This is a genomic window from Klebsiella sp. 141251 (genome assembly GCF_050600725.1).
GTDB lineage: Bacteria > Pseudomonadota > Gammaproteobacteria > Enterobacterales > Enterobacteriaceae > Klebsiella > Klebsiella aerogenes.
The window spans coordinates 132,601-158,972 of record NZ_JAQIRG010000009.1 but is presented as its reverse complement, the minus strand read 5'-3'; the positions used below and the strand labels follow the sequence as shown (position 1 = coordinate 158,972).

Annotated in this window: 27 protein-coding genes; 6 read left to right on the top strand and 21 right to left on the bottom strand. The window is 57.3% G+C overall.

The genetic code is table 11. The annotated features are described in order from the left end of the window. Positions 1-266 precede the first annotated feature (266 nt). The gene (gene nrdD / locus PGR09_RS19830; protein ID WP_032713553.1) at positions 267-2,405 is read left to right on the top strand and encodes an anaerobic ribonucleoside-triphosphate reductase; all 2,139 of its coding nucleotides are present in this window, start codon (positions 267-269) and stop codon (positions 2,403-2,405) included. 593 nt (positions 2,406-2,998) lie between these two features. Next, entirely contained in the window at positions 2,999-3,463 is a 465-nt protein-coding gene (gene nrdG, locus PGR09_RS19825) for an anaerobic ribonucleoside-triphosphate reductase-activating protein (RefSeq protein WP_032715486.1), read from the top strand. A 3-nt stretch (positions 3,464-3,466) separates the two neighbouring features. Here the strand turns inward: nrdG and PGR09_RS19820 are convergent, their stop codons facing one another. The 14 genes from PGR09_RS19820 to pmbA form a co-directional block, all read right to left on the bottom strand. Continuing rightward, on the bottom strand, positions 3,467-3,751 hold the full coding sequence (locus PGR09_RS19820) for a type II toxin-antitoxin system RelE family toxin (protein WP_315712385.1): 285 nt from the start codon (positions 3,749-3,751) through the stop codon (positions 3,467-3,469). Next, positions 3,741-3,983: a type II toxin-antitoxin system RelB/DinJ family antitoxin gene (locus PGR09_RS19815; protein ID WP_002886901.1), complete on the bottom strand. Its 243-nt coding sequence runs from the start codon at positions 3,981-3,983 to the stop codon at positions 3,741-3,743. The genes PGR09_RS19820 and PGR09_RS19815 overlap by 11 nt, the downstream gene beginning before the upstream one ends. Positions 3,984-4,060: 77 nt before the next feature. Further along, positions 4,061-5,971, bottom strand: coding sequence for a BglG family transcription antiterminator (locus PGR09_RS19810; protein ID WP_289578016.1), 1,911 nt, complete (start codon positions 5,969-5,971; stop codon positions 4,061-4,063). A gap of 22 nt (positions 5,972-5,993) precedes the next feature. After that, positions 5,994-7,145 (bottom strand): lactonase family protein, encoded by a 1,152-nt coding sequence (locus tag PGR09_RS19805; protein ID WP_087858329.1) that lies wholly within the window; start codon positions 7,143-7,145, stop codon positions 5,994-5,996. Between the two features lie 342 nt (positions 7,146-7,487). After that, the gene (gene dagF, locus PGR09_RS19800) at positions 7,488-8,228 is read right to left on the bottom strand and encodes a 2-dehydro-3-deoxy-phosphogluconate aldolase (protein ID WP_430916445.1); all 741 of its coding nucleotides are present in this window, start codon (positions 8,226-8,228) and stop codon (positions 7,488-7,490) included. Continuing rightward, the gene (locus tag PGR09_RS19795; protein WP_023342476.1) at positions 8,225-9,343 is read right to left on the bottom strand and encodes a DgaE family pyridoxal phosphate-dependent ammonia lyase; all 1,119 of its coding nucleotides are present in this window, start codon (positions 9,341-9,343) and stop codon (positions 8,225-8,227) included. Before PGR09_RS19795 ends, dagF begins: the two co-directional genes overlap by 4 nt. Beyond that, positions 9,327-10,460, bottom strand: coding sequence for an amidohydrolase/deacetylase family metallohydrolase (locus PGR09_RS19790; RefSeq protein WP_430916444.1), 1,134 nt, complete (start codon positions 10,458-10,460; stop codon positions 9,327-9,329). The genes PGR09_RS19795 and PGR09_RS19790 overlap by 17 nt, the downstream gene beginning before the upstream one ends. A gap of 112 nt (positions 10,461-10,572) precedes the next feature. Then, positions 10,573-11,217, bottom strand: a complete 645-nt coding sequence (locus PGR09_RS19785; protein ID WP_015368573.1) for a DUF4310 family protein — start codon at positions 11,215-11,217, stop codon at positions 10,573-10,575. A 13-nt stretch (positions 11,218-11,230) separates the two neighbouring features. Then, entirely contained in the window at positions 11,231-12,007 is a 777-nt protein-coding gene (locus PGR09_RS19780; RefSeq protein ID WP_015368574.1) for a DUF4311 domain-containing protein, read from the bottom strand. A 21-nt stretch (positions 12,008-12,028) separates the two neighbouring features. Then, the gene (locus PGR09_RS19775) at positions 12,029-12,328 is read right to left on the bottom strand and encodes a DUF4312 family protein (protein WP_015368575.1); all 300 of its coding nucleotides are present in this window, start codon (positions 12,326-12,328) and stop codon (positions 12,029-12,031) included. A 2-nt stretch (positions 12,329-12,330) separates the two neighbouring features. Continuing rightward, on the bottom strand, positions 12,331-12,693 hold the full coding sequence (locus PGR09_RS19770) for an SFCGS family glycine-rich protein (protein ID WP_015368576.1): 363 nt from the start codon (positions 12,691-12,693) through the stop codon (positions 12,331-12,333). 10 nt (positions 12,694-12,703) lie between these two features. Continuing rightward, the gene (locus PGR09_RS19765) at positions 12,704-13,042 is read right to left on the bottom strand and encodes a glycine dehydrogenase (RefSeq protein ID WP_430916443.1); all 339 of its coding nucleotides are present in this window, start codon (positions 13,040-13,042) and stop codon (positions 12,704-12,706) included. A 289-nt stretch (positions 13,043-13,331) separates the two neighbouring features. After that, positions 13,332-13,718 (bottom strand): cytochrome b562, encoded by a 387-nt coding sequence (cybC, locus tag PGR09_RS19760; RefSeq protein ID WP_015368578.1) that lies wholly within the window; start codon positions 13,716-13,718, stop codon positions 13,332-13,334. A 64-nt stretch (positions 13,719-13,782) separates the two neighbouring features. Then, positions 13,783-15,135 (bottom strand): metalloprotease PmbA, encoded by a 1,353-nt coding sequence (pmbA, locus tag PGR09_RS19755; protein ID WP_045360325.1) that lies wholly within the window; start codon positions 15,133-15,135, stop codon positions 13,783-13,785. Between the two features lie 94 nt (positions 15,136-15,229). Between pmbA and yjgA the strand changes: the two genes are divergently transcribed. Further along, a complete protein-coding gene (yjgA, locus tag PGR09_RS19750; protein ID WP_015368580.1) occupies positions 15,230-15,781 on the top strand; it encodes a ribosome biogenesis factor YjgA in 552 nt (183 codons plus the stop codon). 101 nt (positions 15,782-15,882) lie between these two features. Here yjgA and PGR09_RS19745 read toward each other — a convergent pair whose 3' ends face one another. Beyond that, entirely contained in the window at positions 15,883-16,404 is a 522-nt protein-coding gene (locus PGR09_RS19745) for a GNAT family N-acetyltransferase (protein ID WP_047046241.1), read from the bottom strand. 68 nt (positions 16,405-16,472) lie between these two features. Then, the gene (gene mpl, locus PGR09_RS19740) at positions 16,473-17,846 is read right to left on the bottom strand and encodes a UDP-N-acetylmuramate:L-alanyl-gamma-D-glutamyl-meso-diaminopimelate ligase (protein ID WP_213292850.1); all 1,374 of its coding nucleotides are present in this window, start codon (positions 17,844-17,846) and stop codon (positions 16,473-16,475) included. 174 nt (positions 17,847-18,020) lie between these two features. Here mpl and fbp point away from each other — a divergent pair, with 174 nt between their 5' ends. Beyond that, on the top strand, positions 18,021-19,019 hold the full coding sequence (gene fbp, locus PGR09_RS19735; protein WP_015368583.1) for a class 1 fructose-bisphosphatase: 999 nt from the start codon (positions 18,021-18,023) through the stop codon (positions 19,017-19,019). Positions 19,020-19,061: 42 nt separating this feature from the next. Here the strand turns inward: fbp and yjfF are convergent, their stop codons facing one another. From yjfF to ytfQ, 4 genes are all read right to left on the bottom strand, one after another. Beyond that, on the bottom strand, positions 19,062-20,060 hold the full coding sequence (yjfF, locus tag PGR09_RS19730) for a galactofuranose ABC transporter, permease protein YjfF (RefSeq protein WP_015368584.1): 999 nt from the start codon (positions 20,058-20,060) through the stop codon (positions 19,062-19,064). After that, positions 20,047-21,072 (bottom strand): galactofuranose ABC transporter, ATP-binding protein YtfT, encoded by a 1,026-nt coding sequence (gene ytfT, locus PGR09_RS19725; RefSeq protein ID WP_047065993.1) that lies wholly within the window; start codon positions 21,070-21,072, stop codon positions 20,047-20,049. The genes yjfF and ytfT overlap by 14 nt, the downstream gene beginning before the upstream one ends. A gap of 10 nt (positions 21,073-21,082) precedes the next feature. Further along, positions 21,083-22,585, bottom strand: a complete 1,503-nt coding sequence (ytfR, locus tag PGR09_RS19720; protein WP_430916442.1) for a galactofuranose ABC transporter, ATP-binding protein YtfR — start codon at positions 22,583-22,585, stop codon at positions 21,083-21,085. 103 nt (positions 22,586-22,688) lie between these two features. Further along, entirely contained in the window at positions 22,689-23,645 is a 957-nt protein-coding gene (gene ytfQ, locus PGR09_RS19715) for a galactofuranose ABC transporter, galactofuranose-binding protein YtfQ (RefSeq protein WP_047046248.1), read from the bottom strand. Between the two features lie 404 nt (positions 23,646-24,049). Here ytfQ and ppa point away from each other — a divergent pair, with 404 nt between their 5' ends. Together ppa and PGR09_RS19705 are read left to right on the top strand one after the other, a co-directional pair. Continuing rightward, positions 24,050-24,580 (top strand): inorganic diphosphatase, encoded by a 531-nt coding sequence (gene ppa / locus PGR09_RS19710; RefSeq protein WP_015368588.1) that lies wholly within the window; start codon positions 24,050-24,052, stop codon positions 24,578-24,580. A gap of 74 nt (positions 24,581-24,654) precedes the next feature. Next, positions 24,655-25,842 (top strand): hypothetical protein, encoded by a 1,188-nt coding sequence (locus tag PGR09_RS19705; RefSeq protein ID WP_430916441.1) that lies wholly within the window; start codon positions 24,655-24,657, stop codon positions 25,840-25,842. A gap of 188 nt (positions 25,843-26,030) precedes the next feature. On the opposite strand, the gene PGR09_RS19700 is transcribed toward PGR09_RS19705, so the two are convergent. Then, positions 26,031-26,372, bottom strand: a complete 342-nt coding sequence (locus PGR09_RS19700) for a gamma-glutamylcyclotransferase family protein (RefSeq protein WP_015704194.1) — start codon at positions 26,370-26,372, stop codon at positions 26,031-26,033.

Genomic DNA, 26,372 nt, shown 5'->3' with positions numbered 1-26,372 from the left:
TACTCTCACCTTTTTACCTTGTTCTGGGTCAATAAAATCGCAAACATCTTTGATGCAAATCACTACATATAGAACTTAAAATGCGCCCCGGCCCTACATATTGTATTAATCGTCTATTATGTCACCATATCTTGTCGTTGTTGGGCGGTGATGAGATGTGGATAAAAAGGGCCGGATCCGAAGGCAAACGCCGCTAGTCGTAGCGTGGCGCGCTTTTGGGAGACCTTCCGCCTCTGTGGATAACCTGTTCTATATATGGAGTGATCATGACACCGCATGTGATGAAACGTGATGGCTGTAAAGTGCCGTTCAAGTCAGAGCGCATTAAAGAAGCAATTCTGCGTGCAGCTAAAGCAGCGGGAGTCGATGACGCAGACTATTGCGCCACCGTCGCAGAAGTCGTTAGCCAGCAAATGCAGGGCCGCGCGCAGGTCGATATCAACGATATCCAGACCGCCGTGGAAAACCAGTTGATGTCCGGCCCGTGGAAACAGCTGGCACGCGCCTATATCGAATATCGCCACGATCGCGATATCGAGCGTGAAAAGCGCGGCCGCCTGAACCAGGAAATTCGTGGTCTGGTCGAGCAAACCAACTCATCGCTGCTCAACGAGAACGCCAACAAAGACAGTAAAGTGATCCCGACCCAGCGCGATCTGCTGGCCGGTATCGTGGCCAAACACTATGCCCGTCAGCATCTGCTGCCGCGCGATGTCGTACAGGCGCACGAGCGCGGCGAGATCCACTACCACGATCTCGACTATTCGCCGTTCTTCCCGATGTTCAACTGCATGCTGATCGACCTGAAAGGCATGCTGACGCACGGCTTTAAAATGGGCAATGCCGAAATTGAGCCGCCGAAGTCTATCTCTACCGCCACCGCGGTCACGGCGCAGATTATCGCCCAGGTCGCCAGCCATATTTACGGCGGCACCACCATTAACCGTATCGATGAAGTGCTGGCGCCGTTCGTCACCGAGAGCTTCAAAAAGCATCGTAAAATTGCCGAAGAGTGGCAGATCCCGGATGCCGAAGGCTATGCCCGTACGCGGACCGAAAAAGAGTGCTACGACGCGTTCCAGTCGCTGGAATATGAGGTCAACACGCTGCATACCGCCAACGGCCAGACGCCATTCGTCACCTTTGGTTTTGGCCTCGGCACCAGCTGGGAGTCGCGCCTGATCCAGCAGTCGATTCTGCGCAACCGCATCGCCGGTCTCGGCAAAAACCGCAAAACGGCGGTATTCCCGAAACTGGTCTTCGCCATTCGCGACGGCCTGAACCATAAATTCGGCGATGCGAACTATGACATCAAACAGCTGGCGTTAGAGTGCGCCAGCAAGCGCATGTACCCGGATATTCTCAACTACGATCAGGTCGTGAAAGTTACCGGGTCGTTTAAAACGCCGATGGGCTGCCGCAGTTTCCTCGGCGTGTGGGAAAACGAGAACGGCGAACAGGTACACGATGGGCGCAACAACCTCGGCGTTATCAGCCTGAACCTGCCGCGTATCGCGCTGGAAGCGAAAGGCGACGAAGCCGCCTTCTGGACGCTGCTGGACGAGCGCCTGCTGCTGGCGCGCAAAGCGCTGATGACCCGTATAGCTCGTCTGGAAGGGGTGAAAGCCCGCGTCGCGCCAATTCTGTATATGGAAGGCGCCTGCGGCGTGCGTCTGAAAGCCGACGACGACGTCGCGGAAATTTTCAAAAACGGCCGCGCGTCCATCTCCCTGGGCTACATCGGGATTCACGAGACCATCAACGCGCTGTACAACAATCAGCATATGTACGATAGCGAAGCGCTGCGTGAAAAAGGCATCGCCATCGTGCAGCGTCTGCGCGACGCCGTTGAACAGTGGAAGGAAGAGACCGGCTACGGCTTCAGCCTGTACAGCACGCCGAGCGAAAACCTGTGCGATCGCTTCTGCCGCCTCGATACCGCCGAATTCGGCGTGGTACCGGGCGTGACCGAGAAAGGCTACTACACCAACAGCTTCCATCTCGACGTCGAGAAGAAGGTGAACCCGTACGACAAGATCGATTTTGAAGCGCCGTATCCGCCGCTGGCCAACGGCGGCTTCATTTGCTACGGCGAATATCCGAATATCCAGCATAACCTCAAGGCGCTGGAAGACGTGTGGGATTACAGCTATCAGCACGTACCGTATTACGGCACCAATACGCCGATCGATGAATGCTACGAGTGCGGGTATACCGGCGAGTTCGAGTGCACCAGCAAGGGCTTTACCTGCCCGAAATGCGGCAACCACGACGCCGCCCGCGTATCGGTGACCCGCCGGGTATGCGGTTATCTCGGCAGCCCGGACGCGCGTCCGTTCAACGCTGGCAAGCAGGAAGAAGTGAAGCGCCGCGTGAAGCACCTGGGCAATGGGCAGATCGGTTAAGTTCTGCACAGGGTTCTCACCCTCACCCTAACCCTCTCCCTCAAGGGAGAGGGAACCGTTCAAACCCGGCATTAAGCCCGGCGCTGGTTTTCCCCTCTCCCCGCGGGAGTGGGAACCGTTCAAGCACGGCGCTGGTTTCCCCCCTCTCCCCTTGGGAGTGGGAACCGTTCAAGCACGGCGCTGGTTTTCCCCCTCTCCCCGTGGGAGTGGGAACCGTTCAAGCCCGGCGTTGAGCCCGGCGCTGGTTTTCCCCCTCTCCCCGTGGGAGAGGGAACCGTTCGAGCACGGCGTTGAGCCCGGCGCTGGTTTTCCCCCTCTCCCCTTGGGAGAGGGAACCGTTCGAGCACGGCGTTGAGCCCGGCGCTGGTTTTCCCCCTCTCCCCTTGGGAGAGGGCCGGGGTGAGGGTATCAGCCCCTGGTAGCCCGGCCGAGCGCAGCGACGCCGGGAAATGGCCGCACGCCTGCGTTTTCGCAAAGCAATTAACGTCAGAGCAAGGCGGCAAACGAAGGAATCTCCAGGAGCGTACATTCAGTACGTGACTGGGATGAGTGAGCGCAGCCAACGCCGCTATGACGTTAATTGAGAAGCGAAAATGAATTATCACCAGTATTACCCCGTCGACATCGTCAACGGCCCCGGCACCCGCTGCACCCTGTTTGTCTCCGGCTGCGTCCACGAGTGCCCCGGCTGCTACAACAAAAGCACCTGGCGGGTGAATTCCGGCATGCCGTTCACGACCGGGATGGCCGACCGCATCATTGCCGACCTCAACGATACCCGCATCAAACGCCAGGGGCTTTCACTCTCCGGTGGCGATCCGCTGCATCCGCAAAACGTCGCGGAGATCCTCAAACTGGTGCAGCGCGTACGCGCCGAATGCCCCGGTAAAGATATCTGGGTCTGGACCGGCTATAAGATTGATGAACTGAACGCCGGGCAGATGGAAGTCGTGAACCTGATTAACGTGCTGGTCGACGGTAAGTTTGTGCAGGATTTAAAAGACCCGGCGCTTATCTGGCGCGGCAGCAGCAACCAGGTCGTGCATCATTTGCGATAGCGTTTAGAGCCGTTTATTCGCCTGATGATAAACGGCCGCTTTCTCTCTTTTGCCAATGGCAATAACGTAAACCACCACCACACTATCTCGTACTTGATACACCAGCCGATAACCTGACGCCTTAAGCTTGGTTTTGTAGCAATCCGGCAAATCGCTCAGCCTGGCCGACTCAATTCGCGGATTCTGCACAACCTGCTGGAGCTTATTTTTGAACTGTTTTTTGACCGTCTCGCCAAGCTTCTGCCATTCGCGCAAGGCTCGTGGATCAAACTCCAGTTCATAGGTCATCCAGACTCACCTTAACCCCCGGCCGTGGGTTTTCCAGCCGCTCACGAACGGTGCGTAACAACGCCGCTTCGCCATCGCTGATGGTCATACTTTTCACCGGCATGCGGCCATTTTCCGCAATGTATTGAAACAGCAAGCGTACCGCCTCCGTTGGCGTCATATCGAGTTTCTCCAGCACGGCATAAGCCTCTTTTTTGAGTTTATCGTCCAGTCGAACATTGAGCGTGGCCATTATGCCTCCAGAAAGGGGAATTTTGTAATGCAGTATAGCATTACATTTGAATTACATTCGAATCTGGAAAACGCCTCTCAAAAGCGGCTGACGCACTCCATGGCCACCGTTTTAAACTCATCGAAGCTGCGGGTCGCGGCGAGGCGGCTCATGGCCCGCTCGCGCAGGAACGTCACGAAAATATCGTAGATCGCCATCGCCTCTTCATACTCGCTCTTGCTGATAGCGAGCAGGAAGATGATATGGGCGATTTCGTCGCCCCAGGCGATGCCCTGCGGAGCAATAACGGTATAGACCACCGTCTTTTTCGCTAACAGACCGAGGGCGTGCGGCAGCGCAATGCCATCGCCCAGCATGGTACTGACGATCGCTTCACGCTCGACCACCGAATCATGAAACTCCGCATCGACAAAACCCTCCTGCTGCAGCTGCTGACACAGCTCGGCGAACAGCGTTTGCTGATCTATCGGCTTATCGATCACCCGGAAGTGGGCGGCATCGAAGTACTTATTCAACATCCACGGACGGGTGCGATCCACCAGCACCAACTTGCCAATCTGATCTAACTGGTAATCGGTGGGGAACGGCGCGATGGTCACCACCGGTTTGTCTTTTTCGCCGATCCGCACCGTTGAGATAACAAAATCCTCATCGATCGCTTCTCGCTGTTCGTACTCGCGCTGGGAAATGGTGGCGGCGATCTCCAGTTGCGGATATTTACGCTGCAGGATCGCTTCGATCATCCGCACCATCGCATTGCTGGTATCGCACACCAGCAGCACGTGCGGCTGGCGCTGGTAGCCGATGTTATAGTGGCGTTCCAGCCCGACGCCGATATGCAGCACCAGAAAGCCGATTTCGTTTTCGCTGATGGTATAAGGCGTGTATTTTCCCCAGCTCGATACCGCGGCGAGGGTCATATCCCATGCCATCGGATAGTGCTGTTTGATGTTATCGAGCAGCGGATTGGGGATCATTATCTGATAGCGCACGCGGGTGATCATGGTCTTAATGTGGGTCAGCAGATCGGCGTGCAGCTGGGCGTCTTCCAGCAGGTTATAGTTATACTGGCTGTTAATGTAACGCAGAATGTAATTGACCAGCGCTTCGTCATCGTCGGCGCTGATGGTTTCCGGATCGACATCCTGTACCTGGCGGGCGGCGATATGCACGCACAGCCACTCTTCCTCGGCGGGCGAGAAGGGTTTTCCGGTCAACCGCTGTAGCTCTCCCGCCAAATCGCGCGCGGCGTCGCGGACGTTTTGCGCCACATCTTCAGCGCTAAAATCGGCCAGCGGATAGCCTTCACTAACGCGGCGCACCACGACCGCGCCGTACAGGCAGATAAAACGCTCGCCGACATCGGTGAGGCGAATATGATGCCGCGTGAGCGTCTCCTGCAGCACCGGCTCCAGTTGCGCCGGGACATCCGCTTCCAGCGCCTCGGCGCTAATCAACGGATTAATGCCGCCCTGCAGCGTCAGCTCCCACAGTAGATCGGTCAGGCAGGCGCGAATCGATACCTCGCTGCCGAACAGCTTCATGCCGTGGCGCGGGCGGGTTTCGAGGGTAAGCTGATAGCGCTGGAAGCGCTCGCGCACCTCGACCATATCATTCTGCAGCGTGGCGCGGCTGATGAACCATTCATCGGCCAGATCTTCCAGCTTGATAGAGAATGCCGAGGTCAGGAAACGCACCAGCAAAAAGTGGATGCGCTCCTGGGCGGTACGCGGCACGTGCTGCGTCTTCGGCGCCGTCTCCTCCAGCGCCTGAAAACGCGATCGGTCGTCAATCTTCAGCTGATAACCGCTACCGCGGTTGAGCGTAAACTGCGCGCCATACTGCGCCAGCAGCGCATTCAGCGCGGTAATATCGGCGCGCACGGTACGGGTAGAAACCGACAGCCGCTGCGCCAGTTCATCCTGCGGCAGCGTTTCATTTCGCAGCAGGGTGAAGAGTTGCGCTAAGCGTTGGTTGGGAAATCGCATGTCAGTTCCTTGTTGTTACGGCTCAGGGTTGGGCGGATATCACCATCTGCGATGGGCTACCGACCGGCGTGTAGTCTGAGGCAAAGGTTAATTTGCCATCCTTCGGCGCCACGCTAAAACGGGTAATATTATCGCTACGCTGGTTCATGACGTACAGCCACTGCCCCTGATTATCCAGGGTCAGCGTACGGGGGTAATCCCCGCGCGTCCAGATATCCTCCTGGTGGCTCAGGCTGCCGTCAGCCAGCACGCTAAAGTGGGCAATGCTGTTATGCAGGCGGTTGGCGACGTATAGCTGTTTGCCATCGTTGCTCAGCACAAGGCCGGCGGCAAAGCTGGTGCCCTTATACTCTTTTGGCAGCGCGGAGACGGTTTTGCCTTCGCGCAGCAGGCCGCTTTGCTTATCAAGATGATAGAAGGTTAGCGTCGACGCTTCTTCGTTAATCAGCCACAGACCGTCGCCCTTTGGCGTAAAGACGAAGTGCCGCGGGCCGGCGCCCGGCGACGAGGCGGCGATAAACGGCGGATCGTTTGGCGTCAGTTTGCCGCTGGCGCTATCCAGACGGTACTGATAGATCCGATCCAGCCCCAGATCGGTGGAGTAAACAAACTTCCCGCTGGGATCGGCGGCGATCATATGGGCGTGCGGGCCATTGTGATCGCTAATGGCAAAGCTGCCCTCGACGGCCGCCGCCGGACGTTCGGCGCCGGCCGGACCTTCATCCTGATGCACATCTACCGCCTCGCCCAGGCTACCATCTTCTTTCACCGGTAGCACGGCGGTGCTGCCGCTAACGTAGTTGGCCACCAACAGATATTTACCATCCGGCGTCAGGGAGAGATACACTGGCCCGGCGCCGCCAGAGGCAACCTGGTTGAGTTCCGTCAGCTCGCCGTTCTTGTCAATTCGCCACGCCTGCACCACGCCTTTTTCGACTTCACTGGCGGCATACAGCGTTTTGCCATCGCGCGACACGGTCAGCTGCGCGACGTTCGGCAACGAGCTTACCAGCGCCTTATCGCGCAGGGCGCCGGTTTTGGCATCGACGGTAAAGCGATACAGACCTTCGCCATTAGGATTATAGGTGCCAATCCAGGCGTAGTGGGTTTGCGCGGCGGCGCCTGCGGCAAGCAGAGACAGTGAAGCAACAAGCAGGTGACGAGCGGTTGGCATGGTAACTCCTTGATGGTTCGGTGGGATAAGTTTCCCCTCACCCCGGCCTTCTCCCAAAGGGAGAGGGAGAAAACCAGATGGTCCCCTCTCCCAAAGGAGAGAGAGAAAACCAGATGGTCCCCTCTCCCAAAGGAGAGAGAGAAAACCAGATGGTCCCCTCTCCCAAAGGATAGAGAAAACCAGATGGTCCCCCCTCCCAAAGGGAGAGAGAGAAAACCAGATGGCCCCCTCTCCCAAAGGGAGAGAGAGAAAACCGGACGGTCCCCTCTCCCAAAGGGAGAGAGAGAAAACCGGACGGTCCCCTCTCCCTTTGGGAGAGGGTTAGGGTGAGGGACAATGGCACTACTTCACTAACTGTTTGGTCATCTGCAGCAACTGGCGAACATCGGCCGGGCGGGTGTTGCCGCTGGCTTTATCGATAATCGAGCTGTAAATATGCGGGATGATTTTACTCACGCCGGCATCCAGCGCGATTTTCAGGATCTCGCTGTAGTTTTCCAGATCGATACCGCCGGTCGGCTCCAGCCAGAAATCGTGTTCAGCGCAGGCTTTGGCGACGGCTTCAAATTCGGCGCGGTGCTTCAGGCCGCCCATCGGGAAGTATTTGATAGAGCTGCCGCCCATATCTTTCAACAGCGCGATGGCGGTTTCCAGCGGAACAATGCCATCCGCCGCGCCGCTGCTCAGCGGGCCGGTTGAGATCTTCACCATTCCCGGCGTACCGGTCGGCGAGACCAGACCATTCACCACGGTCTCGTTCTGCCCGAGCAGCGCGCGGCTGGTAGCCACGCCGGTGAAGACCTGGTTGACGTGCTGCGGCTGCACCTGGCGAGAAATCTCGCTCACCATCGCCGACTGGTTTGGATCCCCTGCGCCCAGCCCGACGGAGAGCGCGTTATCAATCAGCTTCGCGTATTCACGCATATCGGCCACCGCGCTGGCGACGTCCGGATAGTTTTTGGAGAGCACGCCGACCAGTACATGACCTTCCGCCGCGTCGTAAATTTCACGGGCGTTGTCTTTGCTGCCCGCCAGTACGTTCAGGCACACGCGGTCACGGTAAAAATTTGGGGTCAGTTTCATGCTTGTTTCTCCTTATTCAGAACTTCTGCGATGCGGCGAGCGACCACCTCCAGCTGCTGCGCGTTCACGCTGCGGACATCGGCTTCAATAATGCCTTCATTCGCTTTATAGCCGCGGAAGTAAATGGCGTATTCGCCCTGCTTGAGCGCGTTAACCAGATCGCCGGTATTCACGCCAGTGGTCGCTTCATCAAATTTAATTTCGGCGCGGGCGATATCGCGGCCCGCGCTATCCCACACCACCCGCGCGGTCACGCCGTTGAGAGTGTTGAGTTGTTCGATAAACGGCGTCATCTTGTCCACCATCTGCTGACCGCTCTCTTTGGTCGCCGTCAGGTAGTGTTCAATGGCGCAGGTCAGGCCGAGAATGCCCTCTTTACCCACTTTCATCGCCCGGCCAATCCCCATCGACTGGCGCTTAACCCACTCGACGTACTGCGTTTTGCCGATGACCAGCCCGCTGGTCGGCCCTTCAATCGCTTTCGCGCCGCTGTAGATAACCAGGTCTGCCCCCATGCGGTAGTAGCACTGCAGATCTTCTTCCGCCGCCGCATCGACGATCAGCGGCAAGTTATGCTGGCGCGCCACTTCCGCGGCCTGCGCGACGTTGAGCATGCTTTTCTGCACGCAGTGGTGGGATTTGATGTACAGAATCGCCGCGGTGCGCGGAGTGATCGCCGCCGCCAGCTGTTGGGCAGAGCATTCGTTGGCGTAGCCCGCTTCCACCAGCTTACCGCCGCCCAATGCCACCATGGTGCCTACCGGCGCGCCAAAGTTGACGTTGTGGCCCTTCGGCAACACGATTTCGTTATTTTCAATCGGGGTAACGTGCAGATTCTCCAGCAGCCAGTCGCTGTCTTTCACCAGCACCGCCGCTACCGACTGGGCAATCCCCGCCGACGCGCAGGAGACAACGGTCGCCCCTTCCACATCCAGCAGTTTGGCGATGTACTCGCCGGTTTTATTCACCAGGTCTTTCATTTCAAAGTACTGGTTCATACCGGCCATCGCGGCTTCAACCACTTCCGGGCGCGGCGTGGAGACGCCCAGCGCCGTCATCCGGCCTGAAGTATTAATAACTTGTTTTAAATGGTATTTCTCAAAAATCGAAGGCATGTTCCGCGCTCCCTTGTTCGGTCAGATAGCCCTTGCCCGCGCGAATCGCGGCCAGCGGCACCAGAATGTTGTCAGCCTGCAGGCTCTCTTTTTCAGCATCCACCAATAACGTGGGCTGATGCTGCAGGCTAAATAGCGTTAAATCGGCATCGAAGCCCGCTTCCAGGCGCCCTTTACGCGCCAGGCGCAGCCCCTCGGCGGCGCTGACGGTCACGCAGTCAATCACCTGCGGCAGGGTCATGCCGATGGCGAGGAATTTCGACATCACCAGCGCCAGCGAGCGTACTGGGCCGTCGATACGGTTACGGCAGTAAATATCGGAGCTAATGGTGTGCGGCAGAATGCCCATCGCAATCGCCCGCCGCGCCACTTCAAAGCTGAAACTGGCGGTACCGTGGCCGACATCGAGGCGCACGCCGCGCTGCAGAGCACGAGTAATGGAGCTGCGCAGCTCGCCGGCAGGATTAAGAATGCGGTTCGGCTTGCCGTTATAGCAGTGGGTAATGATGTCGCCGCTGCTCAGCAGATCGGCGATTTCATCGAGGTTCGGCGGGTTATTGCCGATGTGCACCATCAGCGGCAGATCGCCGTTTTCCTGCTGAATGGCCTTGGCGCGCGCCAGCGGCGTGATGCCGTTTTCGCCGACGACGCTGCTGCTCATCCGCGCCTTCAGGCCGACGATAAAGTCAGGATGACGCTGCGCCGCCTGCTTCACCGCGGCGGCGTCGATATTGGCCATATTCGCCAGCTCATTCTGCGCAATCAGCCCGACTCGGGAGATGTTGAGCAACGCATAAACTTCCGTCGCCGCTTTACGGGTCAGTTGATAGAAGTCATCGACGTCGTCGGCGCCGGTGCTGCCGGCATCGATCACGGTAGTGACGCCGATGGCGATGCCGACGCTATCCGGCTCATCATGATAAATCGGTGAATTCGGGTAGCAGTGAACGTGAGAGTCAATCCAGCCAGCGCTGACGTAAACCTTGCCGTTCAGTTCGATGGTCTTACGGGAGGGCGCGCTAATCTCGCCCAGCGCCGCGATTTTCCCGTCCTGGATGGCGATATCAGTCAGGGTATCGTCGACGAGGCGCGCACGGCGCAGGAGTAAATCAAACATAGCTATCTCCTGATGAAAGAGTGAATCTGTTGCCGGATGGCGGCGTACCGCCTTATCCGGCCTACAAATCGCGCTGACTTGTAGGCCCGATAAACGCAGCGCCATCGGGCGATTAGCTAATCGCAATCGGGAAGATGGAACCGAGGATCATCGCGCCGAGGATGGCGCCGCCGGTGATCGGTTTCTGCCAGATGTAGAACAGCAGTGCGCCAACCAAAGAACCAATCCCGATAGGAATAGACGCCGTCATCGCGCTGAGGATGATCAATGGACCGAGGAAGCGGCCGGAGGCATTACCGGCCCCCATCATCACGTCGGCGCCGTAGGTGGAGTCGCTCTGGTTGATGGTGAACTTACGCGCCAGAATGATGATGTAGCCGACCGCCAGGCCGAGGATCAGGCCGGTTGCCAGCGACGCGGCGAAGTTCGCCACCGGGAAGACAAAGCCCGCGCCGAGCAGTAGCGCCGGCACGCCGAGGCCGATACCGGTCTGGATGGCGCCGCCGATATCCAGAATCCCCACCAGCGAACCTTCGATGATGCGGGCGAACAGGAAGCTCGCGCCGAATGCCGCCACCGCGCCGTACGCGCCGGTATCAATCCCTGCCTTCAACATCGCCACGAAGGCCACTTCGTTAAATGCGCCGATGCCGTACAGGTAGTACATGTGCGTCCCGGCGAAGACGCCGGAGGAGAGCAGGCCAACAAAGATCGGGAACGACCAGTCGGCATACCAAAAACCTTTATTCTGTTCCATTATCAGGCTCCCGTTACTTGCCGCTGAGTGAGTTGTGGATCATGTCCAGCCAGTTCGGCACGGTCAGATGGAAGGATTCGAGCATCTTCATGTCGAAGCCGCGGAAGAAGCCGCTGAGGACGAACAGCGCGACAATGGCGATCATCATCACTTTGGTTACCCGGTTCCAGCCGCTCTCTTCTACGCCTTTACCGATCAGGATCCCCAGTACCAGACCCGGTACGGCGTTACCCATAATCAGCTGCGCCGCGCCGCCGAAAATCGTCGCCCAGAAGCCTGATTTCTTACCGGCATCGATAGCCGCCAGCCAGAAAATCACCGGCATCACGGTATTCACCAGCAGGTTTGCCGCCGGAACCAGTACCTTAACGGCGGTGACCTGCAGCGCTTCCGGCACGGAAGAGGCGGTCAGGTTAAGGAAGGCGACGACGATCATGCCGATGATGCCGCAGGCAATGGCCATTTTTTTCGGATCGTGTAGCGTTTCGCCAACGTTACGATTTTTCACCATCAGCGCCGCCGCGCCCCAGTTCGGGATAATGCGGTGGTCAACGTCCTGGGTGAAGGAGCCTGCTGCAACGGAAGAGGCCCAGGCGTTAAAGAAGAAGCCGAGGCCAAAAGAGAAGTGAGAAGCCGGATCGCCTTCGCAGGAATTCAGCTCGCCCAAGGTACGAAACGCCCCCATCCCTTGCGTGGTGGGCGCGTGAAACATGCGTGCCGCTCCGGCGCCCACGCCGACGCCGACCAGGCCGCCGATGATGAGCGATTTTATTAAAATTATCAGGAACATAGTCTGACCCTTTGGTAACAATCAGGTTTGCGTGACGAAATCCACTTTATCGAGATCGATGGCGGTCACGTTGACGGTGACGTCCAGCTCCACGCTGTAGGTCCGTCGTTCACGGCGCAAAAAGATGAACAGAAACGCCTCTTTTCGTACCGCTTCGCGCGCATGAACAACCGTCACGTCCTGTGGCTCAATACGCAGTAGGATGCGCGATGATGATTTCATCACCGCAGCCTGCACATGGTTAAGGGCATCGGCGAAGGCCCGTGATTTGCTTTCGCCTTTGCCTGCAACCCTCACCGTGGTGGTGAATTGCTCTTTCATACTTATGCGCCGTATTTCTTTTTCCAGGCTTCAACCAGGCGCTCGCCCAGCTCTTCTTTATCCATGAAGCCGAAGCCCAGCACGTTGCAACCTTCGTTGATGGCGGTGACGCCCTCTTCAATAGAACGCATGCCGTATTTTGCTTTGTAGCCGTACTTGGTCTGCGCGGTGATAGCGCCTGCGCCGCCGCTGCCGCAGAAGGAGATGCCGAAAGAGGCGTTTTCCGCTTTCATCATGTCGCCAAGTTTCATATCGGCAGCAACGCCAGGGACGACCACTGCACGTGCGCCGGCTTTTTCTGCGCCTGCCGCGACTTTTTGTCCTTTACCCAGACGGTCGCCAATAACTACGGTGATTTGTTCCATGTTTTGCTCCTTACAGGTTTTCTTTTGCGACTTCGAAGTGGACGGACAGCAACCAGGCCTCTTCATCAGGCAGGTTGCCGAACTGCGCGACCACTTCGCGGGCCAGCATCATTGAATCTTCAGAAATTTCTTCGAACAGACTGGCATCCACTTCCGGTAGCGGTTCGCCGCTGATTGACCGGTGGGCCATGGCCCGCACGTGGGAAGTCAGCATTTGCTCCTGAACGTCGTTAGGGACGATGTCGTGACGGCTTAACAGGGCGAATACCTGCTGTAACATCTTGTTAGCCAGGCGTTCGGTCTGCGCCGCCTGCTCCCCTACGTCGTTTATTACCGCTCCGTTATTCACTTGTGTTACCCCGCTGATGTCTCTGGAATCCAAAGTAGCGCCGGGGGTCAGGAGTTTGTAGCGAGTTGTTTTCCACTTCGAAGTGGAAAGGGAGAAGGCTTAGGTGATCGACTCCACATATTCACCGGATAAATGTAAAAACAGGCGATATGGCGTGATGCGCATCACAACAATGCGCGAGGTTTAGCGGAAAACGACGATGGAAAAACCGGAAAAAGAAAAGGGAAAAATGTGATACGGGTAGGCTTTTAGGCGGGAGACATCGGCTGACGCCTCCCGAAAACGGCGATTAGCGATACTTCTTATGGTAGGTATTGCGGGTAGTTTTGAAGTCCTCCGCGGCGGCCTGCGCCTCTTTGAGCTTACCGGCGTCAGCTAACTTCAGCGCGCCGTCGATCTGGCCGACCAGCGTTTCCAGACCGTGGCGGAAATCTTTCATCTCCGGGCTATCGGCCGCTTTGCCTTCCAGTTTTGGCGGCGTCTCTTTCTGCGCGTCAACCGCAGCAGTACGCATCTTATTCAGCGCCGCTTTCAGCTCGCCAATGTCTGAGGTTTTCTGTACCACCTGCAGATTTTCCGCAAGGGTGTCCATGTCTTCGCCAAGGTCGGCAAACGCCGATGCCGAACCGAGCGCAAAAGCAGAGACGGCCAGCATCGCTAACAGTTTTTTACGCATTGCTCACTTCCTTTTTATTATGAAGATATCAAGCGGGCGCGGCAGGACGCGCCCGGCACACAGGTCATTGACCGGCGATTTTCATCTCCGGCAGCAGCACGGAACCACACTGAATATTGCTGCGCGTTTCGATATCGTCGCCGACGGTGACAATATTACGCCACATTTCTTTCAGATTTCCGGCGATGGTGATCTCACTGACCGGATACTGAATCTCGCCGTTTTCTACCCAGAAACCGGATGCGCCGCGCGAGTAGTCGCCGGTCACGCCACTGACACCCTGCCCCATCAATTCGGTGACCACAAGCCCGGTGCCCATCTCTTTAAGCATCTTTGCAAAACTCAGGCCGCGGCCGTTGATGCGCCAGTTATGGATGCCGCCGGCGTGGCCGGTGCTTTTCATACCCAGCTTGCGCGCGGAATAGTTGGTCAGTAGCCACTGGGTCAGCACGCCGTCTTTGATGATGTCGCGACGTTCGGTGCGCACGCCTTCGCTGTCGAACGGCGTGGAAGCCAGCCCCTTCAGCAGATGCGGATGTTCTTCGATGGTCAGCCACTCCGGCAGGATCTGTTTGCCGAGGGAGTCGAGCAGGAAGGTCGATTTACGGTAGACCGCGCCGCCGGCAATCGCCCCGACCAGATGGCCAAACAGCCCGGTCGCGACTTCGTTGGCGAAGATAACCGGCGCTTTCATCGTCGACAGCTTACGCGGCGCCAGGCGCGACAAGGTGCGGCGGGCGCATTCGTTGCCGACCCACTCCGGGGTCTGTAAATCGCCAAGGGCGCGGCCAATGGTGTAGGCGTAGTCGCGTTCCATATCGCCGTTTTCTTCGGCAATCACGCAGCTGGAGAGCGAGTGGCGAGTCGAACAGTAGCTCTGGAGCATGCCATAGCTGTTACCGAACACTTTAATTCCATAGTGGCTGTTGAAGCTGCCGCCTTCGGTATTGGTAATGCGTTTGTCGGCCTGCAGGGCGGCCTGCTCGGCGCGGGCGGCCAGCTCGATGGCTTCGTCCGGGGAGACCTCCGCCGGATGGAACAGGTCCAGATCCGGGGCGTCAAAGGCCAGCAGTTCTTTATCCGCCACGCCGGCAAACGGGTCCGGCGAAGTGTAACGCGCGATATCCAGCGCCGCCTGCACGGTACGCGCGATAGCGTCCGGGCTCAGGTCGGTCGAAGAGGCGCTGCCTTTACGGTTTTGATGATATACGGTGATGCCAAGCGCGCCGTCGCTATTGAATTCAACATTCTCCACCTCACCGTAGCGGGTGCTGACGCCGATGCCGGTGGTCTTGCTAACGGAGACTTCCGCACCGTCGGATTTGCCTGCCGCCAGTTCCAGTGCCGTACTAACGGCTTCTTCCAGCGTCTTACGCTGCTGTGCAACTTGAGAGATGACTTTCATTGCTAATGCCATAATGTAAGAAGGAGTTAACTGAAGTCTAACAGAGAACCGTTTTTCAGTGCGCGCCTTAACTGGTAACATTAGCCTCTTTTTTAAGGAGCCTGAGATGACAAAGCAGCCCGAAGACTGGCTCGACGACGTGCCCGGTGATGACGTTGAAGATGAAGATGATGAAATTATCTGGGTCAGCAAGAGTGAAATTAAGCGCGACGCTGAAGAACTGAAGCGTCTTGGCGCGGAAATGGTAGACCTCGGTAAGAACGCGCTGGATAAGCTGCCGCTCGATACCGACCTGCGCGACGCCATTGAACTCGCCCAGCGTATCAAGAAAGAAGGCCGCCGCCGCCAGCTGCAGCTGATTGGTAAAATGCTGCGTAATCGCGACGTCGATCCGATTCGCCAGGCGCTGGATAAGCTGAAGAACCGTCACAACCAGCAGGTGGCGCTGTTCCATAAGCTGGAACAAATCCGCGATCGCCTGATTGATAATGGCGATGATGCGGTCGTAGAGGTATTGAACCTGTGGCCAGACGCTGATCGTCAGCAGCTGCGCTCACTGATCCGCAATGCCAAAAAAGAGAAAGAAGGCAACAAGCCGCCGAAATCCGCGCGCCTGATCTTCCAGTATCTGCGCGAACTGGCCGAGAACGAAGGCTAATTCCCACGCTAACCGCCATCTCCCGGATGGCGGCGCGTTGCGCCTTATCCGGGCTACGAATCGGTATCCGGTGGCTAGCTCCGGTCAGCGCATCGCAAACCTTACCTCATGACCTCGTGCCCTAAATCCTCGGCAAACTGCTGATACCGCGCCACATCGATCGGCTGCGGATAGCTCAACACCAGCAGTTCATGATCGTCGATCCCTTGATGATAGGTTGGATGGCGGTGCGCCCAGGCATTGGCATGGAATCCCATCGACTGGTAAAAGCGCAGCCGTTTATGGGCGATTTCGCTGGTGAGCGGATCGATTTCCAGAATAGTCAGCGGCGCGCGCGTCAGGATCTGCGCCAGCAGCTGTTTGCCATAGCCGCGCGAACGCAGGGTGTCGTCAATCGCCAGATGTTCGATATAGCTATAACCGGCAAACTGCCAGCAGCCGCTCAGGCCAATAAATACCCCGTTATCAAACCACGCTTCCAGCGCATAGTGCGGGTTGCTCAACGCCTGAAGTTTGGCGTCGCTTTCACGCTGTTCGTGCCACGGAAAGGCACGGGCGTACAGCGCGTCAAGCGCGGCGAAATGGGGCGAGTCGGTAGAAATGACTTTTTCACAGGTCAGCATCACACAATCCCTGGTGGCGAAAACAAAACTGCCCTCACGCGGAGGGCAGTAACCGGAGGCGTTCGCGCTTACTCTGCCGCGGCCGCTTTTTGCGCCAGTTTATCCAGCAGCTTTTGATGAATACCGCCGAAACCGCCGTTGCTCATCACCAGAATATGGTCGCCCGGATGCGCGGTTTTCACGATCATATCCACCAGCGTATCAACGTCGGCGCTCCAGTGCGCCGGCTGTACGCAGGCTTCCGCCACTTCTGCCACCTGCCACGGGATATGCTGCGGCTGCAGCAGGAAGACTTCATCGGCGCGGCCGAGAGACGGCGCCAGATCGTCTTTACAGACGCCCATTTTCATGGTGTTGGAACGTGGCTCCAGCACCGCCAGAATACGCGCGGTGCCGCCGACTTTGCCGCGCAGCGCCTGCAGCGTCGCGAGAATGGCCGTCGGATGGTGGGCAAAATCGTCGTAGACGGTCACGCCGTTGGCTTCGCCGCGCAGCTCAAGGCGGCGACGGGCGTTGATAAAGCTGCCCAGCGCGTTAGCGGCATCCGCCGGCACCACGCCGACATGACGCGCCGCGGCAATCGCCATCAGGCCGTTGTGCATATTATGCTCGCCGACCAGCGCCCAGTTCACCTCGCCGACCTTTTCGCCGTCGAGCAGGACTTCCCACTGCGAGGCATCGGCGTTGAGTTTCTTCGCCTGCCAGTGCCCCTGCTCGCCCACCTGCTCCTGTTCGCTCCAGCAGCCCATCGCCATCACCTGCTTCAGGTTGATGTCGCTCTCCGGCAGAATAATCTTGCCTTTGCCCGGCACGATGCGCACCAGGTGGTGGAACTGTTTCTGAATCGCTTTCAGGTCGTCAAAGATATCCGCATGGTCAAACTCAAGGTTATTGAGGATCAGCGTGCGCGGGCAGTAGTGAACGAACTTAGAACGCTTGTCGAAGAAGGCGCAGTCATATTCGTCGGCTTCAATCACGAAGAACGGGCTGTCGCCCAGGCGTGCGGAAACATCGAAGTTCCCCGGTACGCCGCCGATAACGAAGCCCGGCTTATAGCCACAGGCTTCGAGGATCCACGTCGCCATGCCGGCGGTGGTGGTTTTACCGTGAGTACCGGCAACGGCCAGCACCCAGCGGTCGCGCAGGACGAAGTCGTGCAGCCACTGCGGGCCGGACATGTACGGAATGTTGTTTTCCAGCACCGCTTCGACACACGGATTACCGCGGGTCATGGCGTTACCGATAATCACCAGATCCGGCTGCGGGTCCAGTTGGCTGGCGTCGTAGCCCTGAATCAGATCGATACCCTGATTTTCCAGCAGGGTGCTCATTGGCGGATAAACGTTAGCATCCGAGCCGGTTACTTGATGCCCGAGGGAACGTGCCAGCATTGCCAGCCCCCCCATAAACGTGCCACAGATTCCTAAAATATGAATGCGCATTCGTTACTTCCCTCATTAATCTGACCCGCATTTTACCCATATGTATGCCCCCTGAGAAATGCATTTCAGGCAAATCTGCATTTGCTGGCGCGATTCACCTGTGCGCAGTTTTTTTATTATTTGTTAAGATTGTTGCGTTCGTTTTACTCAACATAAAAATGCAGGGAACGAGTTATGAAAACGTTAGGTGAATTTATTGTCGAAAAGCAGCACGAGTTCTCCCACGCTACCGGTGAGCTGACTGCTTTGTTGTCGGCAATAAAACTGGGCGCCAAGATCATCCACCGCGATATCAATAAGGCCGGTCTGGTCGATATCCTGGGTGCCAGCGGTGCGGAAAACGTTCAGGGTGAAGTTCAGCAGAAGCTGGACCTGTTCGCGAATGAAAAATTAAAAGCTGCACTGCGCGCACGTGATATCGTCGCCGGTATCGCCTCGGAAGAAGAAGATGAAATCGTGGTCTTCGAAGGGTGCGAACACGCCAAATACGTTGTGCTGATGGATCCGCTGGATGGCTCCTCCAACATTGACGTTAACGTCTCCGTGGGGACTATCTTCTCTATCTACCGCCGCGTCACGCCGGTCGGTACGCCGGTCACCGAAGAAGACTTCCTGCAGCCGGGTAACAAACAGGTTGCCGCGGGTTATGTGGTTTACGGCTCCTCCACCATGCTGGTCTACACCACCGGCTGCGGCGTGCACGCCTTTACCTACGACCCGTCACTCGGCGTCTTCTGCCTGAGCCAGGAGCGGATGCGCTTCCCGGAGAAAGGCAAAACCTACTCCATCAACGAAGGTAACTATATCAAGTTCCCGATGGGCGTGAAGAAGTACATCAAGTACTGTCAGGAAGAAGATAAAGAGACCCAGCGCCCGTACACCTCGCGCTATATCGGTTCTCTGGTGGCCGACTTCCACCGTAACCTGCTGAAAGGCGGCATCTACCTGTATCCTAGCACCGCCAGCCACCCTCAAGGGAAACTGCGTTTACTGTACGAATGCAACCCGATGGCGATGCTGGCGGAACAGGCGGGCGGCAAAGCCAGCGATGGAAAAGAGCGTATTCTCGATATCATCCCGGAAAGCCTGCACCAGCGCCGTTCGTTCTTTGTCGGCAACGACCACATGGTAGAAGACGTCGAGAACTTCATTAAAGAGTTCCCGGACGCTTAATTTCTGCCTTCCCTTCCCGCCTTGCGGGAAGGGAGCTCCCTGTCAGCGATTCACCGCCCCACCCACGCGAGTCACCGCCGCATTCTGGCGATTTTCCCAAAGCACCGTCAGCCCGCGCTGCAGCGCAATGAAGATAAACAGCAGGATACCGATGGCAATCTTCGTCCACCATGAACTGAGCGTACCGTCAAAGTTGATGTAGGTCTGAATAAGCCCCTGAATCGCCACGCCGAACAGCGTCCCCAGCACCGTTCCGACGCCGCCGCTCAGCAGCGTGCCGCCTATCACCACCGAGGCGATAGCGTCCAGCTCCACGCCGACGCCCGCCAGCGCGTAGCCCGCCTGGGTGTAGATAGAGAAGACGATTCCGGCAAGCGTCGCCAGGCCGGTCGACAGCATATAGATGCGAATAGTGGTGCTACGCGTGGAAATGCCCATCAAATTGGCCGACGTGGCGTTGCCGCCGATAGCATAAACCTGGTTGCCAAAGCGGGTACGGTGGGCGAGGAAAATGCCCAGCACCACCACCAGCAGCATCAGCAGCCCCATCGCGCTCAGGCGGCCGCCGCCGGGAATGGTCCACGCCAGCCCGGACAGAGTGTCATACAGCGGATGGTTAATAGGAATCGACTCTTCCGAGACCAGATAGCTCACGCCGCGCAGGAAAAACATACCGGCGAGGGTGATGATAAATGCCGGGATCTTCAGCGCATCGATCAGCAATCCCATAAACGCGCCAAAGGCGCAGCCCATGGCCAGTACCAGCGGAAAGGCCAGCAGCGGCGAGATCCCCCAAAAGCCGATCGCTTTGGCGAGAAACACGCCGGTGAAGGCAATCACCGACCCGACCGACAGATCGATACCGCCGCTGAGGATCACGAAGGTCATGCCAACGGCGATAATGCCAAGGAAAGCGTTATCGGTCAGGATATTGCAAATCACCCGCGTCGAAGCAAACCCCGGAAACTGGGTCAGGCAGTAGAGATAGCCCAGCACAAATACCGCGAGGGTAATCATCAAAGGTAAATTACGTTTTATCACGGCCGCGTACCCCTTTCAGTAGACCGATAAAGCGCGGCGACTGAACGATCAGTACGCACAGCACCACCACCGCTTTCACCACCTGGTTGAGCTCCGGCGGGAAACCGGAGAGTAAAATCCCGGTGTTCATCCCCTGGATAATCAACGCCCCCACCACCGACAGCAGCAGATTGAAGCGCCCGCCCATCAGCGAACCGCCGCCGATCACTACCGCCAGAATGGCATCCAGCTCCAGCCATAATCCGGCGTTGTTGGCGTCGGCGCCGCGGATATCCGCCGCCACGATAATGCCGGCAATCGCCGCGCAGATGCCGCTTAGTACATAGGCCAGCATCACCACGATGCGGGTGTTCACCCCGGCATTTTTCGCCGCGCGGATATTGATCCCCACCGCTTCAATAAACATGCCGAGCGCGGTCCGGCGGGTAAACAGCCAGAACAGCAGCAGCGTTGCGACGGCGATAATCACCGGCGTCGGCAGTAGCAACAGGGAGCCGCTGCCGAGCCAGGAAAGCGCCGGCGAATCAAAGGTGACTATCTGCCCGGAGGTAATCAGCTGCGCAACGCCGCGCCCGGCGACCATCAGGATAAGCGTGGCCACGAAGGGCTGGATCTTCAGCACCGCTACCAGAATGCCGTTCCACAGGCCGGCCAGCGCGCCTGCGCCTAACGCGGCGAGCAGCACCACCGGCAGGCTGTGGCCGGCGACGGTCATTGAGGCGGCGGTCGCCCCGGCGATGGCCATCACCGCGCCAACCGACAGATCGATGCCGCCGGTGGCGATGACCAGCGTCATGCCAATCGCCAGCAGCGCCACCGGCGCCGCGCGGTTGAGAATGTCAATCGGGCTGCCGAACAGCCGCCCATCCTGCAGCAGAATCTGGAAGAAATGCGGCGCCACCAGGCTATCCACCGCCAGTACCAGCAATAGCGCGATAATTTGCGGCATTCCTTTCGGCCAGCTAAAGCGCCGTTTTGGCTGTCCGCTTTGTGAAACAGTTCTGGGCATCATGCTGGGCTCCTTATGCCGCAATCGCGTTCATGATCGCCGGGACCGATAGCTCGGTGAGCGGGATTTCCGCTACCTGCTGGCGATCGCGCATGATAATCACCCGGTCGGCGTAGCCCACCAGTTCTTCAAGCTCCGAGGAGATAACCAGTAGCGCCAGGCCATCGGCGCAGAGGGTTTCTATCAGGCGAATAATCTCGGCGTGGGCGCCGACGTCGATACCGCGCGTCGGCTCATCGAGGATCAGGAACTGGGGTTTGGTCAGCAGCCAGCGCGACAGCAATACCTTCTGCTGGTTGCCGCCGGAGAGAAATTCGATTGGCTGTTCGGCGCTGGGCGTCCTGATACCTAACTGGCGAATAAAGCGTTCGGCGATCTCATGCTGTTCACGGCGCGGGATCGGCCGCAGCCAGCCGCGCTGCGCCTGTAGCGCCAGCACAATATTTTCCCGCACCGAAGCAGCGGCGATGATGCCGTCGGTTTTGCGGTCTTCCGGGCAGAAGCCAATGCCGAGGCAGGAGGCCTGATGCGGCGAGCGCAGCGTTTGCGGCTTGCCCTTGATCCACGCTTTACCGCTGTCGGCGGGCTTGATGCCGAAGATAACCTCCGCCGTTTCAGTGCGACCGGATCCCAACAGCCCGGCCAGGCCGACGATCTCGCCCGGCCGCACCTGCAGAGTAAACGGCGCAATCGTGCCCTTCTTGCCAAAATCTTCAAACGCCGCCACCGGCTTATCGCTGAGCAGCGTGCGCCCGGCGCGCTGCAGCGCCTGATGGTCCAGCTCGCGCCCCAGCATCATTTTGACCAGTTCGATTTGCGGCAGCTCGCGGGTCTCCCGACAGCCGACGAAGCTGCCGTTGCGCAGCACGGTAATACGGTCGCTGACGGCATAGACCTGGTCGAGAAAATGGGTCACGAAAATCAGGCTAACGCCGTTATCGCGCAGCTGGCGCATCAGGGTGAACAGCATTTCCACTTCCTGAGTGTCGAGGCTGGCGGTCGGTTCATCGAGGATTAGTACTTTCGCCGACAGGTCGATGGCCCGGCAGATAGCGACGATTTGCTGCATCGCCACCGAAAAACGGTTTAGCGGTTCGCGCACGTCGAGCGAGAAGCCGTAAGAGGCCATCAGCGCGGTGGCGCGCTTTTCCATCTCTTTGCGCCGCAGCAGGCCAAAACGCTTCGGCTCGCGACCAATAAACAAATTATCCGCCACCGACATATTCGGCAGCAGGTTAACTTCCTGGTAAACGGTACCGATACCCAACTGCTGAGCGTGGGCGGTGTTTTTCGGCGAAATTTGCTGGCCTTCCAGCCAAATCGCTCCGCGTTCGGCATGGTACACGCCGGTGAGCGCTTTAATCAGCGTCGATTTTCCGGCGCCGTTTTCGCCCAGCAGGGCCATGATTTCGCCACGCCGCAGGCTGAAATTGACATTATCCAGCGCCTTCACGCCGGGGAAGAATTTGCTGAGTCCTTCGGTACGAAGGATCTCCTGGTGTTGGTCGCTGGTCATGGTTCCCCCTGCATCACGCCGGATGGCGCTGCGCTTATCCGGCCTACAAAAGAGCGAAATGTAGGCCGGGCAAGCGTAGTGCCCCCGGCATTTTCATGAAGGCTTAGTAACCCATATTTTTCTTCTTCTCTAACTCTTCTTTTGCCGTATCCGGCAGATAAAGAGTTGATTTGGTAATGGTCAGCTTCTCAGGCAGGGTGCCGTCTTTTTTGTATTTTTCCAGCGCATCAAACGCCGGACCGGCCATATTCGGCGTCAGCTCGACGCTGGCATTCGCCTCGCCGGCGATCATGGCTTTATAGATATCCGGCACGCCGTCGATAGAGCCGGTGAGGATATCTTTGCCCGGCTTCAGCCCGGCCTCTTTAATGGCCTGGATCGCGCCAATGACCATGTCATCGTTATGGGCGTAGACCATGCAGATGTTCTTGCCGTTATTCTCCGCTTTGATAAAGCTCTCCATCACCTCTTTCCCCTTACTGCGGGTGAAGTCGCCGGACTGCGAGCGGATAATCTTGATGTTGGGGGCTTTGGCAATCGCCTCGGCGAAGCCTTTCTTACGATCGATAGCGACGCTGGCGCCCACGGTGCCCTGGAGCTCCACAACGTTACAGGGCTTGCCATCGACGGTTTTCACCAACCAGTCGCCAATCAGTTGGCCTTCCAGCACGTTGTTGGCGGTGACCGTGGTCATATACAGCGACTTATCTTTAACGTCGATCGAACGGTCGAGGAGGAACACCGGGATATTGGCCTCTTTCGCTTCTTTCAGTACCGGCTCCCAACCGGTCGCCACCACCGGCGCGATAAAGATCGCGTCCACGCCCTGGGCAATGAACGAGCGCACGGCTTTAATCTGGTTTTCCTGTTTTTGCTGACCGTCGGCAATCTTCAGAGTGATGCCACGCTTCGCCGCTTCTTCCTTAGCAACATTCGTTTCGGCCGCGCGCCAGCCCGACTCAGAGCCGACCTGCGAAAATCCTACGGTCAGGTTGGCGGCTATCGCCATAGACGACATAGCTGCCGAAACCGCGGTGACAAGAAGTAAGCGCTTCCACATAAGATGATCCTCGTAGGGTTATTGTTGGTTAAATGCTCACCTGCGAACAAACTATAGACAATCCGTTATGTAACTGAATGCGTTACATCACACTTCGAAAAAGTAAATAAAATGTTAATTACTGCGATTTATCTGAGCTGAGCGGCGATAAGGCTTCCCGCCCAACGGCATGGCCTGCGCCAATGGCGAAAATTTGTCTTCTGGATAACCGCCGTTCGCGATAATGAAAGCGTTTACACAATTTTATTCAGAATGTAGCTATCTTTATGGATTTTAGGGTTATCTGATGAGGAGAAATTCAGACGCTTCCCCCCATAGCCAGGCAAAAAGAAGCGAAGACATTCGATGTGAGTTGGCTATAATACCGGGCACTTGTTTGCCAAACATTTTTAAAGGAAACAGACATGAGCTTACTCAACGTACCTGCGGGCAAAGAGCTGCCGGAAGACATCTACGTCGTTATCGAAATCCCAGCTAACGCAGACCCAATCAAATACGAAGTTGACAAAGAGAGCGGCGCACTGTTCGTTGACCGTTTCATGTCCACTGCGATGTTCTATCCGTGCAACTACGGCTACATCAACCACACCCTGTCCCTGGACGGCGACCCGGTTGACGTGCTGGTCCCGACTCCGTACCCGCTGCAACCAGGCTCAGTTATCCGCTGCCGTCCGGTTGGCGTACTGAAAATGACCGACGAATCCGGTGAAGATGCCAAGCTGGTTGCGGTACCGCACACCAAGCTGAGCAAAGAATACGATCACATCAAAGATGTGAACGACCTGCCGGAACTGCTGAAAGCCCAGATCACTCACTTCTTCGAGCACTACAAAGATCTGGAAAAAGGCAAGTGGGTTAAAGTCGACGGTTGGGACAACGCTGAAGCGGCGAAAGCTGAAATCGTTGCTTCCTTCGAGCGCGCTAAACAGAAGTAATTCTGTCTCAGGCAGGGTCATCCCCTGCCTGACTGCGGCACGGATTGCCGCAATATCACCATGGAGGGTACCCCGTGAAAAGCACTCGCTATTTCACCCTGAACTATTCCGGTTTCACCACAGCAGCCTCTGAAGGGCAAACCTATTTGCGCCTCATTGCTGGCGAGCATGTCTTTTATACCAATAAACGCCATTTTAGCGATCCCACGCTTTTTGACCGCCTGCAGCTTAACTACCCCCTGCACATCGGCGCCCGCCGCTTGCGTAACGGTTGCTACTGGATCCACTGGTTGAGCGACGGCACAACGCTACTTGAACCTGACCAATTAGCAAAGCCATGGGCCCGGCCGCTGCTGTTGGTTAGCCTACTGGTCCTCATCGCAACGCTCATCCCTGTCATTTACATCGATTCAGAATGGGGAAAGATGGGCTTCGGCATTATCGCGGTACTGGCGTTAATCGCGCTGCTGTCTGGCCTCTGTGAGCTACTGTTTCGCCCGGCGTTAAAACGCCTCCCCGATATGCGCGATCTGCTGGCGAAGATGAATTTGGCGCGCCGCGGCGACTTCTCATTTTGTCAGGCGATACAGGCAACGCCGCCGGTCGTTCGTCAGGCGGCGCTGGCTTTTACCGAAACGCTTCCGCAACGCTATGCCGTCAGGACGGGAAAAATTAGCAATATCATTTTTAAGAAGTGGTTCACGGGAACCCCAACGCGGGAATACCACGGCGTTGGGATGCAATGCGATGCTGCGCCGCTGGCTTTCTTCTGGCAGATCGGTTTCGCCAATTTCGGCCTGCATCCCCTTTTTTACCGCCGTCAACCGCCCTTTCTCGCTATCGGCGATCGGATAGTCGCCGTTTACCAACGGGAAAATAACGACATCCATGCGTTATACAACGTCAGCGACGGGGGCGCTTTTCTGAAAAATCATTCCTGTTATCCCGGCGACCGGCAAATGTCGCTACTCTATAACCTGTTCTATGGCATCGCGCTGGTGCTGTACTTACTCGTACTTGGCATGGAGTTAAATAACCCCTACAAGTCAGGCAGGGATTTTTGGTGGTTGCTTCGCGATTCACTGGACATGTTGTCTCTCTTACTACTTTGCTTCAGCGGAACGCTGGCAATCCTGGAGCTTATCGGCCCAGTTGCCCGCTGTTTGTCACAAAGCGTACGTGACTGGCTGGCGCTGCGAACGGCGGTAAGAGGTTACCTCACGCGAGTCGCCGCCAACACCCCATTACAGGAGATAGCATAATGTTCAGCACCCTAACACGGCGGTTGTCGTTTCTCGCACTCACCACGCTGGCGGCCCTTCTGTTGCTTGGCAAGAGTCATTTTCATTTGTGGTAATGGTATAGCGATTAAACGAGGAATATACGCTGACAGCTGATGGCCACAAGGTAAAAAAACAACGCCACCCGAAGGTGGCGTTGCCGTTTTCAATTACTGGTCTCTGTCCAACCAGTTTCCGCTCTCAATCTGCGCAAACCCCTCGACGGAGCGCTGGTAGACATACATCCACGCGCTGCCGTAAGGCGTTTGGATCAGATGGCGCGCGTATTCACCGCCCTTGGTGCGCAGCGCATCCAGCTCGGCCAGCGTTGATGCGTCGATACGATACACTTCACCATGTACTGTGCCCTCGCCCGGCACCGCGCCTGGATAGTGGCCCAGGCTGTACAGCTGATAATCGTCGACACTATGAGCGCCCAGCAACTGGGCGTTGGTCATCCAGTGGCTGTTGCCTTGTTTGCGTCGTAAACTGCCGTAAACAAATATTCGCAT